This is a genomic window from Tenacibaculum agarivorans (assembly GCF_001936575.1).
GTDB lineage: Bacteria > Bacteroidota > Bacteroidia > Flavobacteriales > Flavobacteriaceae > Polaribacter > Polaribacter agarivorans.
This window is the reverse complement of the sequence record NZ_MSMP01000018.1, coordinates 34,704-53,031: the sequence shown is the minus strand read 5'-3', so window position 1 is coordinate 53,031 and position 18,328 is coordinate 34,704. Positions and strand designations below refer to the sequence as shown.

The window sequence follows — 18,328 nt, the reverse complement described above, 5'->3', positions numbered from 1 at the left end:
TCAACTATGAACACAAGCCTATTATTTTTTTCACAAATTGACGTTTCAAATATTGTATGGACAGTAGTCGGAGGAATAGTTTCTCTAATACTATTATTTGTCATATTTATTGCTCTATTTTATCGAAAAATTCCTCAAGGAGAAGCTTTAGTTAAAACCGGATTTGGAGGTACTGCTGTTGCTTTTGATAAGGGAATGTATGTTATTCCTGTTCTACATAAAGTAGAAATTATGGATATTTCTGTAAAGAAAATTGAAATCCAACGTTTACAAACTGATGGTTTAATCTGTAAAGATAATATGCGTGCGGATATTAAAGTTGCCTTCTTCGTACGTGTTAACAAATCTAAAGAAGCTATTATAGAAGTAGCACAAACCATTGGATGTGAAAGAGCTTCATATATTGAAACTTTAGAAGAATTATTTGAAGCAAAATTTTCTGAAGCTCTAAAAACAGTAGGAAAGAAATTCGATTTTGTTCAATTGTATGAATCTCGCAGTGAATTCAGAGATGAAATTATTAATGAAATCGGTAGAGACTTAAATGGATATACTTTAGAAGATTGTGCAATTGACTACTTAGAACAAACTTCAGTTCAACATCTAAAAGCAGATAATATTCTAGATGCAGAAGGTATTAAGAAAATTACTGAATTAACAGCTACGCAAAACATCAAATCTAATTTAATTAAGAGAGATGAAGAAAAAGTAATTCGTAAACAAGATGTTGAAGCTCGTGAAGCTATTTTAGAATTAGACAAACAATTAGCTGAAAAAGAAGAACAACAAAAACGTGAAATTGCAAATATTAAAGCTCGTGAGGAAGCAGAAACGTTAAAAGTTGCAGAAGAAGAGCGTTTAAAATCTGAAAGTGCAAGAATTGCAACCGAAGAGAAATTACAAGTAGCTGAAGAAAACAAACAACGTCAGGTTATTGTTGCTGAAAAGAATAAATTACGTACAGATGCTGTAGAAGCGGAAAGAGTAGAAAAAGACAGAATGTTAGAAGCTACAGAAAGAGAGCGTATTGTAACTTTAGCACAAATTGAAAAAGAGAAAGTTGTTGAAGTAGAAAAGAAAAACATTCAAGATGTGATTCGTGATCGCGTAATGTTAGAGAAAGGTGTGGTTGAAGAGCAAGAAAATATGAAAGATATTGAAGCTTTCAAAACTGCAGATCGTGAGAAACAAGTTAAAATTACAATTGCGGAAGCTGAAGCAGAAGAATCTTTAATCAAGAGAATTAAGCAAGCAGAAGCTGAGAAAGAAGCTGCTAAACAAAAAGCAGAAGAAATTAACATTGAAGCACAAGCTCAAAAAGAAGCTAGTGAAAAAGAAGCAGAAGCTCGTAAAACATTAGCAGAAGCAAAAGCGAAAGAAGAAGCTACAATTGGTATGTCTGAAGCACAAGTGATGCATGCTAAAGCAGATGCTAATGAGCGTCAAGGTTTAGTAGAAGCTAACATTATTGAAAAGAAAGCTAAAGCAGAAGCTTCTGGTATTTTAGCAAAAGCTGAGGCTATTAAAGAAGAAGGTTTAGCTGAAGCACAAGTAATTAAAGAAAAAGCAATTGCAGATGCTGCTGGGATCGAAGAAAAAGCTGAAGCAATGAAGAAATTAGATGGGGTTGGAAAAGAGCATGAAGAGTTCAAGTTACGTTTAGAGAAAGAATTACAAGTAGACTTAGCTCAAATTCAAATCCAAAAAGATATCGCAGATGCGCAAGCTCAAGTTATTGGTGATGCATTAAGAGCTGCAAATATTGATATTGTTGGTGGAGAAACGATGTTCTTCGATCAAATTATCGGACAGATTACTAAAGCTAAAGGAATCGATAGATTAGTGCAACACAGTGATAATATTCAAGATGTAAAAGATGCTATTTTAGGTAGCGATGATGTTAAAGGAAACTTACTAGAAAAAGTAAAGGATTTTGCTAATAAATATGGAATCTCTTCTGAAGACATCAAAAACTTAACTGTAGCTAATCTTTTACTAGATTTAAAAGACAGAGCTAACACATCAGATGAAGAAGGATTATTCAGTAATCTTTTCAACCTAGCTAAAGGATTAGGTTTATCAGATAAGAAATTGTCTTAATTTCAATGTATCAATTTGAAAATTTGATAATATAACAATAACTAATATGTCAGTTCGAGTGATTTTATAGAGTGATAACGAGATAAAATTGTATCGAGAACAATTCCGATAACGAAAACTTCTCGAAAAACTATCCTTTATTCCATTCAAATAATTTCGCTCGAAGTGACAATAAAGTTCAAAAAGTTATGAAAGTGTATTATGTTTATATTTTACAATGTTCTGATAAAACATACTATACTGGAATAACTTCAAATTTAGACAAAAGACTTTTAGAACATTCCAAAGGGTTGCATAAAGGTAGTTATACATATTTTAGAAGACCTATAGCGTTAGTTTTTTATTGTGAATTCACGAATATTGAAATAGCAATAGAAAAAGAAAAACAAATTAAAAAATGGTCAAAAGCTAAAAAAGAAGCTTTGATAAATAATCAATATGAATTACTTCCTAATTTAGCTAAGAAGAAATTTGATTAAAGTCTTAATGTCAGTTCGAGTGATTTTTTATGAAGTGATAACGGAGTAAAAATCGTATCGAGAATAATTCCTAAATAAAAACTTCTCGATACTAAATTATTCTCCTTTTCATTCGAATAATTTCACTCGAAGTGACAATAAAGTTCAAAATAAGAATGTCAGTTCAAGTGATTTTGCGAAGAGCGACGGAGTAAAAATCGTATCGAGAACAGTTTCAACAACAATAACTTCTCGATACAAAATTATGTTCCATTGCATTTCACGTAATTTCACTCGAAGAGACAACTAAGAATTGACACAAAAAAATACATGGAAAACCAAAACAATCAACAACTAGACGGAGGAACATATGAAATTATTCAAGGTAGATTGCAAAAACAAAAGCAAGAGCTACAAGAACGATTACATAAGCTAAATGATGCAAGGAAACATGTTTTTGGAAACATAGAAACCAAATTAATTGCTAACGATAGAATAAACACTGAAAATAATTGTATTGCCAGAGATATTGTTTCTTTTGGAAACACATCAATCTTTGGATATAACGTACATTTTGGACTACGTACAGATATCAAACTTTCAGATGTATTTAGTATTTACGAGTTTAAGGAAAATCATTTCCATATTCAATCTTTAGATTTAATCAATGATGATATTTTCATCAACGATTTTACTAACTTGTATAAATACTATAGAAATACGATTTTCTCAAAATTCGCTGTGATTGGAAACTACCTCCATATGGTTTTCCAATTAAGCGAAAATACAAGTGATATTAAAACCTTTAAATGGTTAATCAACGAGAATCAACTTCAGTACGTAGATAATCGTAGCGAACATGAATATAAATTCCCTAGGCAGCACGAATTTAAATGGCAAGAAGTAACTCGTGATATGCACCGATACGGAACGCATTCACATATTTCTATTCTTGACAAGGTTTTTGTAGAAACCATTGGGGGTGATTTAACTATAAAAATTGAAGACAATACAGACGACGGAAAAGGAATTCTTTCTGAGCCTGTTGAACATATAGATCAAACCTTGGACGATGGTCAATTTCGTTATGGTGATTTAGGAAACTTAATCACTTTAGAAATCAAACCTTTTCAGGAAGATCCGCGTTACTTCGTATATAATCATAAACTACAAGAAGTACAACGTATCGAAAGCATTAAAGATACAGCTGTTCAATTACCAGACGGACATGGTATTATTTTCCCTAACGGATATTATTTACAAACTGGAGAATATAAAATATTCGAAAGTGATGTAAAAGAGGTAAAATTTCAAAAGAAAGTAAGTTCACCAAACGGTGAAGATTTCTTGTATGTTTTTTACGCAACAATCCGTGGATTATACGTATTGATGTCGTATAACATTATTGAGCAAGAAGTTAAAACTCCAATTATTTGTAACGGATTTACCTTACTTGAAAACGGTGAATTATGTTATTTTAAAACTGAAAATGAACAAACCAAACATCATGTAGTTCAAATTTGGCAAACTCCGTATTTAAAAGGAGATTTTATGCCTTCGCAACATACAGATAGTTTACTGTTCAAAATTGGAAATAAAGATATTGTTCGTGCCATGGCTGAATGCCACGAATTAATCAACCTGTTAAATAAAGAAGATAATTATACTGGTTTATATAATGATATCGCTAAAATATCAAAAGATATTAACGATACGTATTATTGGTTACCAGAAGCAGATACCCATCAATTAAACGAGCCTATTCTTCAAATCAATGAAGCTGCAAATGCTGCCATTGAAGAATTTGAAAAAGTAGTTCAATTAAAAAAGCAAGCTGAAAAAGCTACTGCAGCAATCAATACAAAATCAGATGAACTTTTTAGTAAAATAAAGAGTACTTCATTTAAATCTATTGATGATTTTGTTGGATTGCTAAGTCAATTACGGACATTACGCGGTGAGGTTATTAGCTTACATGATGTTCGTTATATCCAAAAGGAAAATTTAGATGCTTTAGAAACACAAGTTGCTGAGCAAAACACCTTAATTTCTAAACGTTGTGTACAATTTTTATTGAACGATAAAGCATTAGCTCCGTATCATAAACGTGTAGCTAAAAAAGAAACTTCGTTACCCGAAATTAAGAAAGTAGTTGAAGCGAAAGCTTTAGAAAAAGAAGTCAATCAAATTACTGCTGATTTAGAAATGCTGATTGATATTGTTTCTAATCTTGAAATAGAAGATACTTCGCAATCCACAAAAATTATAGATAATATCTCTTTAATTTTTGCGACTCTTAATCAGTTAAAAGCAGGAATTAAAAACAGTATCAAAAGCTTAGGAAGTTCTGAAGCTAAAGCTGATTTTGTTGCACAGTTAAAATTAATTGATCAAAGTATTATCAATTATATAGACATGGCAACTACGCCAGAAAAATGTGATGAGTTTTTAACAAAAACTGCCATTCAGCTTGAAGAATTAGAAGGTAAGTTTGCCGATTTTGAAGAGTTTATTACACAGATTATAGAAAAACGTGAAGAAATTCATGCCGCTTTCGATACGCGTAAAAACAACCTTATTGAAAAACGTAACAAGAAAGCTGTGGCGTTACAAACTGCTTCTGAACGTATTTTAAAAGGTGTTGAGAAAAAAGCGCAAAGCTTCGATACCATTGAAGATATCAATGGATATTTTGCTGCAGATTTAATGATTAATAAAGTTAGAGACATTATTAATCAGCTACGTGAGTTAGACGACGCCGGAAAAGCAGAAGCTATCGAAACGAAATTAAAAGTTGCAAAAGAAGATGCACTTCGTAAACTTAAAGACAAACAAGAGTTATACGAAGATGGTGAAAACATCATCAAACTTGGTAAACATAAATTCGGAGTTAACAAACAAGTTTTAGATTTAACGATTGTATATAAAAACGAAGAATTATATTATCACTTAACAGGTACTGATTTTTACGATACTATTGAAAACGATATTTTAGTACAATCTAAAAAATATTGGAATCAAGAATTAGTTTCTGAAAACAACGAAATATATCGTGCCGCTTATTTAGCGTACAAGATTTTCAAAAACATTCCAGAAACTGAATTAATTACTAAAACACAAGAAGAATTATTAACTGTTGTTCAACAAGAAAGTAGTAATTTATATTCTGAAGGTTATGTAAAAGGAGTTCATGATACCGATGCTAGTCAAATTTTACACACATTAGTTCATAAACATCATGAATTAGGACTACTCACTTATTCTCCCAATACCAGAGCTTACGCACAATACTTTTGGAATTCTCTTTCTGAGGAAGCTCAGACTTTATTAAACACTAATATTAAAGCTTCTGGTGAAGTACTAAGTGTTTTTCCAAACAGTGACTCATTTGCTTTTATCATTGAAAATTTAAGTACTAAAATTACTGAATTTGCTCAGCAAAGTAAATTGTTTTCTGAATCAGAAAGTGAACCAATTGCTAATTATCTTTTTGAGGAATTGAAACAAAATAATTCGTTCCAAATCAGTACAGATGCGTTTGGTTTAAAAGATGAGTTTGTAAAAACCTTAAAGAAACAAGATGCTTATCATAAATTCAGAAACGGAATTGATAAATCAAATGAATACACCGATAAAATTCATTTAACAAAACAATGGGTAAGTTCGTTCTTGTCTTCAGCAGAAAGTTCGAAACAAAACTATATCAATGAAATTGTTGCTATTCTACTGTTTGAACACGAATCAACTTCTGAAGTTAAAGCAGTTCACCCGATAGAAGAAATAAAAGGTTTAAGAGGAGATCACAGTACAATTACTGAAGGAACTTTTGTTTTTAATTATCATGATTTCATTTCAAAATTAGCGCAATTTACTACTAAAGAAGTTCCGAATTTTATCAGATATAAAGAAGCCAAACAAGAAGTTACTGAGCAATTAAAAGAAGATTTAAAGTTAGAAGAATTTAAGCCAAGAGTATTATCATCTTTTGTAAGAAATAAATTAATTGATCAAGTATACTTCCCTTTAATTGGAGATAACTTAGCGAAACAATTAGGAACAGTTGGCGACAATAAACGTACCGATAGAATGGGTATGTTATTATTAATTTCTCCTCCTGGTTATGGTAAAACTACGTTAATGGAATACATATCGAATCGTTTAGGTTTAGTATTTATGAAAATTAACGGTCCAGCTATTGGACATGAGGTAACTTCTGTTGATCCAATGTCTGCTAACAATTCTGCATCTAGAGAAGAGTTAAAAAAATTGAATTTAGCTTTTGAAATGGGTGATAATGTGATGTTATATTTAGACGATATCCAACACTGTAATCCTGAGTTTTTACAGAAGTTTATTTCACTTTCTGATGGTACACGTAAAATTGAAGGAGTTTTTAACGGAAAATCAAAAACGTATGATTTACGTGGAAAGAAATTCTGTGTAATTATGGCTGGTAACCCATATACAGAAAGTGGAGATCGTTTTCAAATTCCTGATATGCTAGCCAACCGTGCTGATATTTACAATTTAGGAGATATTATTGGAGACACAGCGCATTTATTCAAACTGAGTTTAATAGAAAACTCATTAACATCAAATCCTGTTTTACACCAATTGAGTAGTAAATATTTCGAAGATGTGTATGCTTTGATTGATAAAGTGGAAAATAATACCGCTGATGTTGATTTAAAAGGAAATCATACCAAACAAGAAATTCAGGATTACACTTCTGTTTTAGAAAAAGTAATTACAGTTAGAGACACCATTTTAAAGGTGAATCAGGCATATATTCAATCGGCTGCCATGGAAGATCAGTACAGAACAGAACCTTCTTTTAAATTACAAGGTTCGTATCGTGATATGAACAAGTTGGTTGCCAAAGTAGTTCCAATTATGAACGATAGTGAGTTACAACGTTTGCTATTATCACATTATGAAAGTGAGTCACAAACCCTTACCTCTGCTGCAGAAGGAAACCTTTTAAAGTATAAAGAGTTGATTGATCAACTTTCTAATGAAGAATTAACAAGATGGACAAGCATTAAAGAAATCTTCTTAAAAAACAATAAGCTAAAAGGTTTCGGTGATAAAAATGAAATGGCTCAAATTTTAAGTCAGATGATGGCTTTCTCTGAGAATTTAGAGGGAATTAAGGAGGCTTTGCAGAAAGGATTAGAAAATAAATTATGATCATAGAAGATCCTAAAAAGCAATTGAAAATCAATTGCTTTTTTATACTTATTGCTCTAACAATAATTTATGATTATTCGGTAAAAGGAAAAACTTACTATGATAATGTTATAAGTAAGAAAATAGAAAAAGATATTGAGAATCCTTATGACAGGACTTACAACTCTAAAAATAATTCGAGATATTCTTATCAAATTATTATGAATAAATACTCGTTTTATTGCTCGAGAGGTTTCCTATATTCAATTAAAGAAGGAGGCCAAATAGCGTATATATTATCTCCGATTTTTAATGAAATCAATAATTACAAAGCTGTCAAAACTCAAAAAACAGAAAACAATACTTTTAGAAAACTATACGGTTTTAACATTCCTTTTATAATTTTAACAGTATTTATTCTAAGTTTTTGGTTTGAAAATTATATTTATGTATTAACGTTTATAGGAAGAGTTTTTATTCTTGTCGATCTGATTTATGTATTATTTTAAAAAAGTTTTACAAAAAGGATTTGCTAAAAATTAAAAACTGTTTAAAATAAAAAATTCTTTACATGTTGACAGGACAAAACATTTTTCGAAAACCAAATGAGATTGAACAAAAGGTTATTGATATTTGTAAAAAAAATACACGTTATTTTTATCGAGAAATATTCTTCATTTTTTTGATTTTAACCATCATTATTTGGTTTTTAACCGTATTGGCATTTTCCAAACAACTACTTCCTGGCTTTATCTTTATGGTTATAGCTTTCATGCTAACGTTTCTTGTAAAACGAATTCTAAAAGCTGTAAAACAGTGTAATGTAAATTGTTCTCACTTAATTTATTCAGATGAAGATGAATGGAAAATAGAACTCAAAAACAGTTCCTCAAGACATCCTCAATACATTTCTAAAGTAGGCGACAAACTAATTATTATGATTGTTCCAGGTATGTTTGATCCTCCAAATAATGGCTCATCTAAATATATTGCATTTGAATATGTACAATTATTTGATAGCCCTCCAGTTTTTGGTAATAATTTTATATTTACTTCTATAGAAGGAAACAACTTAAATCATAAAGATCTGTACTACATGGAAAACATTACACCTCCTAGTATCACTTCGATTTTTATTGTTTGTATTTTTGCTGTGCTACTTCTTATTTATTTTATCTCTGGCTTCACATTTACTTTTTGTGCTTATGTTTGCCTAGCTTTATTATATCCAGTTGTACGAATTATAAAGGCTTGGCTGAAAAACAAGAAACTAAGAAAAGATGTATTAAATAGAAATGTCATTGCGAAAAAGTACAATGAATGAAGCAATCTTTGTCTTAAAAACGAGATTTTCCTTTATTAGATTGACAGATTACTTCTTCAAATGACGTGATTAAAAATATATTCTTAAATAGAGTCAATTAACTTCCAAAAAGCGTCAATACCAATTTTCGACGCCCTCCATAATTTCTATGTTCACCTAAATAGATTCCTTGCCAAGTTCCTAAGTTTAATTTTCCATTGGTTATAGGAATTTGAACTTGACAACCTAACATCGAGCTTTTAATATGTGCGGGCATATCGTCTGCTCCCTCATCATCATGTTTATAATAAGGCATGTTTTCAGGAATCATTTTGTTAATATGTGTTTCGAAATCCATACGCACAGTTGGATCAGCATTTTCATTGATAGTTAAACTTGCCGAAGTATGCTTAATAAATACCTGTAACTGCCCTACTCTAACCTGTCTTAATTCAGGAATTTCTTCAACAATCATATCTGTTATTAAATGATAACCTCTCTCGAAAGCAGGTAAACTAATTTCTTTTTGGTAAAATTTCATCTTTAATCACTTCTTGACATCAATTATAATCAAAAAAAGAAGCTTTTAAAAATCTTAATAGATATGTTATTGTCATTCTATTTTGAAAATACTCCAAGAAACAATAATCACTTAAAATTTCATTCTATTGCACCCTAAAATCAAGGGTGCAAAACTTTATCATTTTTTATTTTGAGAGTAAGCTTTTTACTCTCAAAAAAAGTGAGAGTAAAAAAAAGTTTTAATTCTTAATATAGCTGAACTTTTAGCACTTCAACTTTCATAAAAAAAAGAACTTTACCTACTAATTTCAACCAAAATTTATGAAAAAACTAATTTTAAGCGTCACCATCGCGCTTGGACTACTAAAAAGTTATGGACAGGAATTACCACAGATAATTTCTCAAACACCAGAAGCTGCTACTTTAGGGAAATATGGAAATACCCCTGTAAGTAAATACACAGGAGTACCTAATATTTCAATCCCTTTATATACTATTAAGGAAGGAGATATAGAAGTACCAATTACTTTAAATTACCATGCTGGTGGTTTTAAAGTACAGGAAGACGCAACTTGGGTTGGTTTAGGCTGGTCACTAACCCCTGGGGGTATGATTTCTAGAGACCCTAGGGGAAATGCTGATCAGTTTAGCAACTTAACCTATTTTGAAATTTGGGGAGACAATAATAAGCTTCCAAATGATTTCATTTCTTCCAGTCCTAGTGCTGTATTTGAAAAATACGGAATTTCTCATGTTTTTAGACAAGGAAGTCATTATCCAATTCAAGATATGGAGCCTTATTTTCTTAAAGAATATCCTGTTAATGGGATACATCATAAAGATCTTTTTCAGGCTGATCATTTTAATTACAGCTTTCCAGGAGGGGCTGGTGAATTATACAATAGAAATAATAAAGAACTTGTTGATAGATCCATTAATCTTTTAAAAATCGAAAGAGTTGATAACAATGATGCCATTTTTAAAATTACAAATACAGATGGTGCAATTTATAATTACGGTAAAAATTCTGGAGTTTTAGCACATCAAGGTATAGATTTAAGCTCTTTTTATACTTATGCGGGAGGTGCCCCTTCTAGTAGTATTGTTGAAATGAATTATTATTTGACAAATATTACATCTCCTACAGGAAGGAAGGTAGATTTTTATTATGAAAACACAAATAATGGAGATCACATTATTTCTACAACTTCAGTAAAACAGATTGCCAGATACATTCCCGGAAATCCCTCTAACATTTTACCTCAAGATAGTAAATCAATACAAACGATAGAAACAAGCTCTTTAACTAGAAAATCAGTTTTAAGTAAAATTGAATTCTCACAAGGTTATGTTCTATTTCATGTCAATGACAACTTAAACCCTAGAGAAGATATTAAAGGTTCTGGAGCTAAAAAACTAGAAGCCATTGAAATTTATCAATATACCTCTGCATCAGACGCTAATTCTAATAGAAGCTCAAAACTAATTAAACGATTTGAATTCGAGTATTCCTATTTCACGGCATCTTCTAGTATAGGATACACACCTTCCCACCCTCTTTTTGATCAAACATTCAATACAAAAAGATTGCGATTAGATCGCATCAAAGAACTTGGTAATACTATAAATACAACTCCTAAAGTTCATGAGTTTGCTTATAATAATACCATGCTACCTCCTAAAACGTCATATAGCGTGGATAAATATGGTTATTATAATGGTAAAAGAAACTTCACATTTATTCCTCAACTTTTAATAACAGATAATAATGTAACCATTGATGATATTTTAAATAATAGAGATATATCTCCAAAAGATGTACTATATAACGGCGCAAATGTTACCCCTAACCCAAATGTTGTTAACGCATGCTTACTAGAAAAAATAACCTATCCCACAAAAGGGAGTACCAGTTTTCAATACGAGGCTAATGAGTATTTTGTTCCTTATACCTATAAAAGATTTGAAGAAAAAGTTGCTTCTAATTATAGTGGAGGCTATGAAAATTTAAAAATCGACCCAAAAAATATAACATTTACAATTGAAGAAGAAACTACTGTTATTATTGATTGGACGTTACTTAGTAGAAATAGTTCTTTTGGTCCTAATGATCTTTACGTAAAAATTACTGGAGATAATATTCATGGAGGTTATTTTAAGAAGTGGGATTTCTCAACAGGAGATGCATCAGGCAGCGATATTTGTGAGGTTATTATGCATAACGGACAAGTACAAGCTGAGCAACTCTGCACAAGAAATGTTAGTATCATACTACCTCCTGGTACTTACACTGTAGACACACATAATGATATAGAAAACATAGACGTACCCACTTCTGATGGAAATGTACTCAGTATAGCTGAGGCTGATATTTTATTCTATTATAAGGATTATACAGATACTTCAGAATATGGTCCAGGAGTCAGAATAGCAGAAATAACCGATAGAGATACTAATAATACTGTTATCTCTAAAAAACGATATGACTATACAAAGTTAAACAGTGAAGGAAAAATACAAACAAGTGGAAAACTATTACATAAACCCGTTTTTCATTATAAGGCAATAGAACTAGAAAACACCACACAAAATGATATTCCAATAATAAGAAGAAATGATTTTTTCTATAGGACTAATACTCCTAAAAGATCTTTTTCTACTTCTGCCAACGGAAAAATGTTAGGATATGATAAAGTGACAGAAATACAGATAGGAACACATGATAACATTAACGGAAAAATAGAATGCGAGTATCACAATATTATAGATGATATTCATATTGGAACTCCTGACTACGATGTGGAAAATTTTCCTAGTCTAAGTTCCCCTTTAAATGGAAAGCTAAAAAAAGAAGAAGTTTTTAAATCCAACGGGGATAACTTCAGCATTGTAAAAAGTACTGATTTTAGATATAAAATTCTTGATTCTGAAGTTTTATGGTATGGTATACCTATATCCTATGTAAATAAAACTCTTCCTGTTGGACCTTTACAAATTCAATATACATTATTAGGACATCATCTTTTTCCACAATGCTTATATCCTGAAATATCAACTTTTGTTACACTGGAAAACAAAATAGAGAAAATATTCAACAGTAATGATGAAAACCCAATAACATCAACTTCAAACTATGCATATGAAAACACACAATTGAGCACTGAAACTACTTCACATTCTAATGGAGATGTTCGAATTCAACACTATTTTTATCCGCTATCATTTTTTAAACCAAATTGGATACAATATGTAGATGAAATGGTCGATAAAAACATGGTAGCTAACCCTATAGCATCAACATCTGTATTAAATGGAAAACCAGTTGGTACGCAAACAACAGATTATAAAGTGTGGCATCAAGGAAGTTCTTCCAATAATAACACAATCATCATAGCACCAGAAAAAGTAAAAATAGACAAAGGAGCTCATCGCATAGATATAGAAACACGAGTTATATACCACAAATATGATCTAAACGGTAATCCTTTAGAAGTTTCTAAGCATGATGGAATGCATATTAGTTATATCTGGGGCTATAATCAACAATATCCTGTAGCAAAAATTGAAAATGCTACCAGAGCAGAAATAGAAGCATTATCAGGATTTGGAGCTGATTTTCATACAGGAGCATTTGCTCTTACAGAAACTCAAGAGCAAACATTGCGCACCAACTTACCTAACGCAATGATTACTACATTCACTTATGATCCTTTAATAGGAATTACCAGTATTACAGATCCAAGAGAATATACCACATACTATCAGTACGATGAATTTAATCGACTACAATCTATTAAAGATGCAAATGGAAATATTACGGAAGAATACAAATACAACTATAAAAACTAATACTGCTATGAAAAATTATATATTTTATATGTTAAGTATACTATTATTCTTAGTGTGTAATAGTACTTTTTCTCAAACAAAATCAATCATAGAAATTGAGAAAACAAAGGATAATACAATACAAATATCAGGTTCGAATGAGGTAGTTATTAATGAAAAAAACACATATGAGGTAATTAATATCCCTAAAGACAAAGAACTATTTATTCAATCTGCTGAATGGTTTGTTTCCAATGCCACAATAATAAGTCAAACTACAAAAAGCGTACAAATTAAATGGAATTCTATTGGCAAACAGACTATTCGATATGTTATCAATCATAGAAGTCAGGTATTTGAAATCACTTACGATGTATATGTTAGTACTCCAATTGCACCTCCCCCTTCTACTCCGAAAATCCCCTATATTTTAAGTCAAGACTGTAAAAGTACTACGTTAACAAAATCCCTCTCTCCTTTCAATACTACATGGTATTGGCAAGGAACTAATCCTAATGGCACTAGTACCTCTAATCAAAGCTTTAACTACAGAGTTACTCGTTCAGGCAGGTATTATCTTAGAGCTCAAAATGCAAGTGGTATATGGAGTAAAAATTCAAGCTATATTGATGTTACCATAGGTGCCAATAGAACTTGGTTTGCAGATATAGATGGAGACGGTTTAGGTGATCCAAATAATACGAAAATACATTGCGAACAACCTCTAGGTTATGTTGCTAACAATAGAGATCAGTGCCCTAATGAACATGGCAACGGATCTTCAACAGGATGTCCATGTGTAGAGTTAACTTGGTACGCAGATACTGATGGTGATGGCTTAGGCGATCCAAATAACACCAAACAAGCATGTAATCAACCATACAACTATGTAAGCAATAGTGATGACCAATGTCCTGATCAAAACGGTGATGGATCATTAACTGGATGTCCTTGTACCAAAAAAATCTGGTATGCTGATACTGATGATGATACTTTAGGAGATCCTAACAACACCAAAGAAGCATGTGAACAACCTTTAGGATATGTAGATAATGGCAACGATCAATGTCCTACAACTCACGGAGGAGTTTCAGCAACTGGTTGTCCTATACCTTTAGCATTAAGTAATGAAAATTATGTGTATACGATTACACCTCAAATTTCAACTTCAAGTATAACCAATCAAACAAAAGATAAAGATATCATTAGATCAATTACTTATTTTGATGGTTTAGGAAGAGCAAAACAAAACGTTGGTATTAAACAAAGCCCAACTGGAGACGATATCGTAACTCATACTGAATATGATGAGTTTGGAAGACAAACAAAAGAATATTTACCATACACTGCTATTGGAAATGCTTCTTTAAAATCAAATCCTGTTACAAACACGAATAATCATTATATCAATAATTATCAAACTGATATCAATATTAATTCACCTAATCCATATTCAGAAAAACATTTCGAAAACTCACCTTTAAACAGAGTGTTACAACAAGCAGCACCTGGACAAGATTGGCGCTTAGGTAGTGGACATGAAATCGAATTTGAATATCAAACAAATACAGCATCCGAAGTAAAACTATACCGTGTTACTACTCCCTTAAATGAAAGGGTTTATCAACCAACATTAGTAGACGCAGGAACATATCCAGCTGGAGAATTGTCTAAAACTATCACAAAGGATGAAAATCATGACGGTTCTAACACAAAATTACACACTACAGAAGAATTCAAAAATAAACAAGGGCAAGTGGTACTAAAACGTACTTATGCCTCAATAAACTCGGCAACAAGTGGTGTGAGTTCTGTCGAACCCCATGATACCTATTATGTTTATGATGATTTCGGAAATCTTACTTATGTATTACCTCCTAAAGTAGTTACTACCGATGGAATATCTAACAGTGAACTGAATGAGTTATGCTATCAGTATATATATGATTACAGAAACAGATTGGCTCGAAAGAAAATACCCGGTAAGGATTGGGAATATATTATTTACAATCGTTTAGATCAACCTATTATTACTCAAGATGGAAATTTAAGAGCAAATACCAGATGGTTATTTACCAAATATGATGATTTTGGACGAGTTATTTATACTGGAGAATGGTCTAATACGCAAAGTGTTACTGCAATTCAAGGTCATGCTAACAATCCTTTTTATAAGAATACTGAAGAAAGGTCAACAGCAAATACAATAGCTAATACACAACTGTATTATACGAATGTAGCCTTGCCACTTTCTGCAATTGAGCAAATTTTCACGATCAATTATTACGATACTTATGTGGATTTACCAGCTGACTTACAACCAACAGTAACAACAAGCTATGGACTACAATCTACAACAAAAACCAAAGGCTTAGCTACAGTATCTAAAACTAGAGTTTTAGAAACAGATGACTGGATTACTACTGTTACATATTATGATGAGAAAGGGCGCCCAATTTATATATATTCTAAAAATGAGTATTTAAACACTACAGATATTATTGAACATAAATTAGATTTTGTTGGGAAAATATTGGAAAAGAAAACAACACATCAAAAAGATGGACAAGCTGAAATTGTAACCCTTGATTTATTTACATATGATCATATAGGCAGACTATTAACGCAAAAACAACAGATCAATAATCAATCAGAAGAAACTATTGTAAGTAATGAGTATGATGACCTAGGACTATTAAAAAGTAAAAAAGTTGGGGGTAATCTTCAACAAGTAGATTATACATACAACATTAGAGGTTGGTTAACTAATATTAATGAAGATGCAGTAGATGACAACGATTTGTTCAACTTTAAGATTAGATATAACAACCCTACTACTGGGAAAGCTTTATATAATGGAAATATTTCTCAAACTAGCTGGAACACCGCTAGTATAAATACCACGAATAATCCTGTATTAAGTGAATACACATATACCTATGATGCACTCAATAGAATTACAGGAGCTACAGGTAAAGAAACTACTAATTATAACATACAGGGTATTACTTATGATAAGAATGGAAACATTTTAACACTTCAAAGAAATGGACATCTAAATAGTGATTCTAGTACTTTTGGTGTTATGGACAATCTAGTATACCATTATGATACAGGAAATAAACTAACCAAAGTTTTAGATCATGGAAATGATGATTTTGGGTTTAAGGACGGTATCAATAGCAACGAAGAATACACCTACGATGTAAACGGTAATATGAAAACCGACGGCAATAAAAATATCTCAAACATCATCTATAATCATTTGAATCTCCCCAAACAAGTGACTATTGGAGGTAAAAATATAGTGTATACTTATGATGCTTTAGGTGTAAAACAACGAAAAGAAGTAAACGGTGTTGTAACTGATTATGCAGGAAATTATATCTATGAAAATGAAAAATTACAATTCTTCAACCATGAAGAAGGGTATATAAAACCCAATGTTACATCAAACGGAGTTGAAATGGATTACATCTACCAATATAAAGATCATTTAGGGAATGTTCGTTTATCCTATACAGATCGTGATGGAGATTATCAAAATATAGTATCCTCTAGTTTTTCTAATCATATGGAAGGATGGTTAAAAGGAAATGTAGAAACTGAAATTAATAATGGAAGAGTTAAAGTTACTGTAAATAGACAATGGGAAGGCATACGTCATAACTTATCTGATATTGCCGTACAACCTGGAGACAAATTTACAGTTAGATGTACTTTTGACAAAGGAAATACAAATGCAAAAGTTCGATTCTATGTTAGAGAACGAGATAGCAATGGCAATCACATTTTATATACTGGATTAGATTATGATTTACAAACTGGATCGTATACTTTTCCATATACAGTACAAGCAGGACATAAAATTTCATTGCATATAGATAAAGACAATACCTATACAAATGAAACTACCCATTTTTATGTAGATGAAGTTACTTTTTCTAAAGGAAAGCTAACTATAATTGAAGAAAGTAATTATTATCCATTTGGTTTGAAACATAAAGGATATCATACGCTAGTATCACCTGCAGGAAATTCACTAGCTCAAAAGTTTGGATATAATGGAAAAGAATTAAACGAAGAGTTAGGAATTGAATGGCATGATTTCGGTGCTAGAAATTATGACGCTAGTTTAGGTAGATGGATGAATTTGGATCCATTAGCAGAAGAAATGACTACACATTCTCCATATAATTACGTTTTTAATAATCCTATGTATTTTATCGACCCAGATGGAATGGCCCCATGGGTACCAACTGTGAATGAAGATAGTTCAGTAACTTATACCGCTGAAGAAGGAGATAGTGCAAAAACCCTTGCCTCTCAATATGGATTAGAAATTGAAGATGCTGAAGCTATAACAGGAACTCGAAGTGACACGGAAATAAAATCAGGAACAAAAATATCTGGAGAAAAAGTAAAAAATGTTACAGGAAATGAAGTTTTAAAACTAGATTTAAACTCTAAAGAAGGTAAAAATTCTCAAAAAAGATTTGATCAATATTTATTTGCAAGAGATTATTCAAACTCAGAAGGAGCTTCTTCCTTCCTTTCTACAGATTATTTTTCAAATACTAAATATAAAAGTATAATTACTGGTAGAGCTATAATGGATATTGATGGAGAAAGCGTTGGAGTTCTATATAACATACCTTTATATAGGGCAGCAACTTTTGATGGTTCTAGTACTGCTACAATATTATCAAATTCCCCTATTAGAACCAAACCTACTTCTGGCATTTCATTCTCAAATCAAGCCAATGTAGAATTACCTTTATACCATCCTAATACAAGAGCACAAATGGGCAGTTATACTATTTTTATAAATGGAAAAAACTCAGATAAAGTAATGAAACGTTTGAATAAAAAGTTACCCCGTAGGTTAAAGAGAAAAGATTGACCTATTTAATTAACAGATCAACCATACAACACTGATTTACAAATA

The 18,328-nt window shown here is 31.4% G+C and carries 8 protein-coding genes; 7 read left to right on the top strand and 1 reads right to left on the bottom strand.

The genetic code is table 11. The features are described 5' to 3' along the window. Positions 1 to 6: 6 nt before the first annotated feature. From BVC87_RS14230 to BVC87_RS14210, 5 genes are all read left to right on the top strand, one after another. Complete coding sequence (locus BVC87_RS14230) at positions 7 to 2,100, top strand: flotillin family protein (protein WP_075343063.1); 2,094 nt, start codon at positions 7 to 9, stop codon at positions 2,098 to 2,100. Positions 2,101 to 2,288: 188 nt separating this feature from the next. Beyond that, the gene (locus BVC87_RS14225) at positions 2,289 to 2,579 is read left to right on the top strand and encodes a GIY-YIG nuclease family protein (RefSeq protein WP_075343062.1); all 291 of its coding nucleotides are present in this window, start codon (positions 2,289 to 2,291) and stop codon (positions 2,577 to 2,579) included. A 309-nt stretch (positions 2,580 to 2,888) separates the two neighbouring features. Beyond that, positions 2,889 to 7,748, top strand: a complete 4,860-nt coding sequence (locus BVC87_RS14220; protein ID WP_075343061.1) for a DNA repair ATPase — start codon at positions 2,889 to 2,891, stop codon at positions 7,746 to 7,748. Next, positions 7,745 to 8,236: a hypothetical protein gene (locus BVC87_RS14215; RefSeq protein ID WP_075343060.1), complete on the top strand. Its 492-nt coding sequence runs from the start codon at positions 7,745 to 7,747 to the stop codon at positions 8,234 to 8,236. The genes BVC87_RS14220 and BVC87_RS14215 overlap by 4 nt, the downstream gene beginning before the upstream one ends. 62 nt (positions 8,237 to 8,298) lie before the next feature. Beyond that, entirely contained in the window at positions 8,299 to 9,051 is a 753-nt protein-coding gene (locus BVC87_RS14210; protein WP_075343059.1) for a hypothetical protein, read from the top strand. A gap of 97 nt (positions 9,052 to 9,148) precedes the next feature. Here the strand turns inward: BVC87_RS14210 and BVC87_RS14205 are convergent, their stop codons facing one another. Continuing rightward, a complete protein-coding gene (locus tag BVC87_RS14205) occupies positions 9,149 to 9,571 on the bottom strand; it encodes a secondary thiamine-phosphate synthase enzyme YjbQ (protein WP_075343058.1) in 423 nt (140 codons plus the stop codon). Positions 9,572 to 9,873: 302 nt separating this feature from the next. Here BVC87_RS14205 and BVC87_RS14200 point away from each other — a divergent pair, with 302 nt between their 5' ends. Next, positions 9,874 to 13,401, top strand: coding sequence for an RHS repeat domain-containing protein (locus BVC87_RS14200; protein ID WP_075343057.1), 3,528 nt, complete (start codon positions 9,874 to 9,876; stop codon positions 13,399 to 13,401). Positions 13,402 to 13,408: 7 nt separating this feature from the next. Next, positions 13,409 to 18,283, top strand: coding sequence for a DUF6443 domain-containing protein (locus BVC87_RS23800; RefSeq protein ID WP_234974672.1), 4,875 nt, complete (start codon positions 13,409 to 13,411; stop codon positions 18,281 to 18,283). The last annotated feature ends 45 nt before the right edge of the window (positions 18,284 to 18,328 follow it).

Excerpts from the sequence above, each read along its gene's own strand:
- BVC87_RS14230 (WP_075343063.1), top strand. The coding sequence starts at position 7 with ATGAACACAAGCCTATTATTTTTTTCACAAATTGACGTTTCAAATATT.
- BVC87_RS23800 (WP_234974672.1), top strand. The coding sequence starts at position 13,409 with ATGAAAAATTATATATTTTATATGTTAAGTATACTATTATTCTTAGTG.
- BVC87_RS14225 (WP_075343062.1), top strand. The coding sequence starts at position 2,289 with ATGAAAGTGTATTATGTTTATATTTTACAATGTTCTGATAAAACATAC.
- BVC87_RS14205 (WP_075343058.1), bottom strand. The coding sequence starts at position 9,571 with ATGAAATTTTACCAAAAAGAAATTAGTTTACCTGCTTTCGAGAGAGGT.
- BVC87_RS14220 (WP_075343061.1), top strand. The coding sequence starts at position 2,889 with ATGGAAAACCAAAACAATCAACAACTAGACGGAGGAACATATGAAATT.
- BVC87_RS14200 (WP_075343057.1), top strand. The coding sequence starts at position 9,874 with ATGAAAAAACTAATTTTAAGCGTCACCATCGCGCTTGGACTACTAAAA.
- BVC87_RS14210 (WP_075343059.1), top strand. The coding sequence starts at position 8,299 with ATGTTGACAGGACAAAACATTTTTCGAAAACCAAATGAGATTGAACAA.
- BVC87_RS14215 (WP_075343060.1), top strand. The coding sequence starts at position 7,745 with ATGATCATAGAAGATCCTAAAAAGCAATTGAAAATCAATTGCTTTTTT.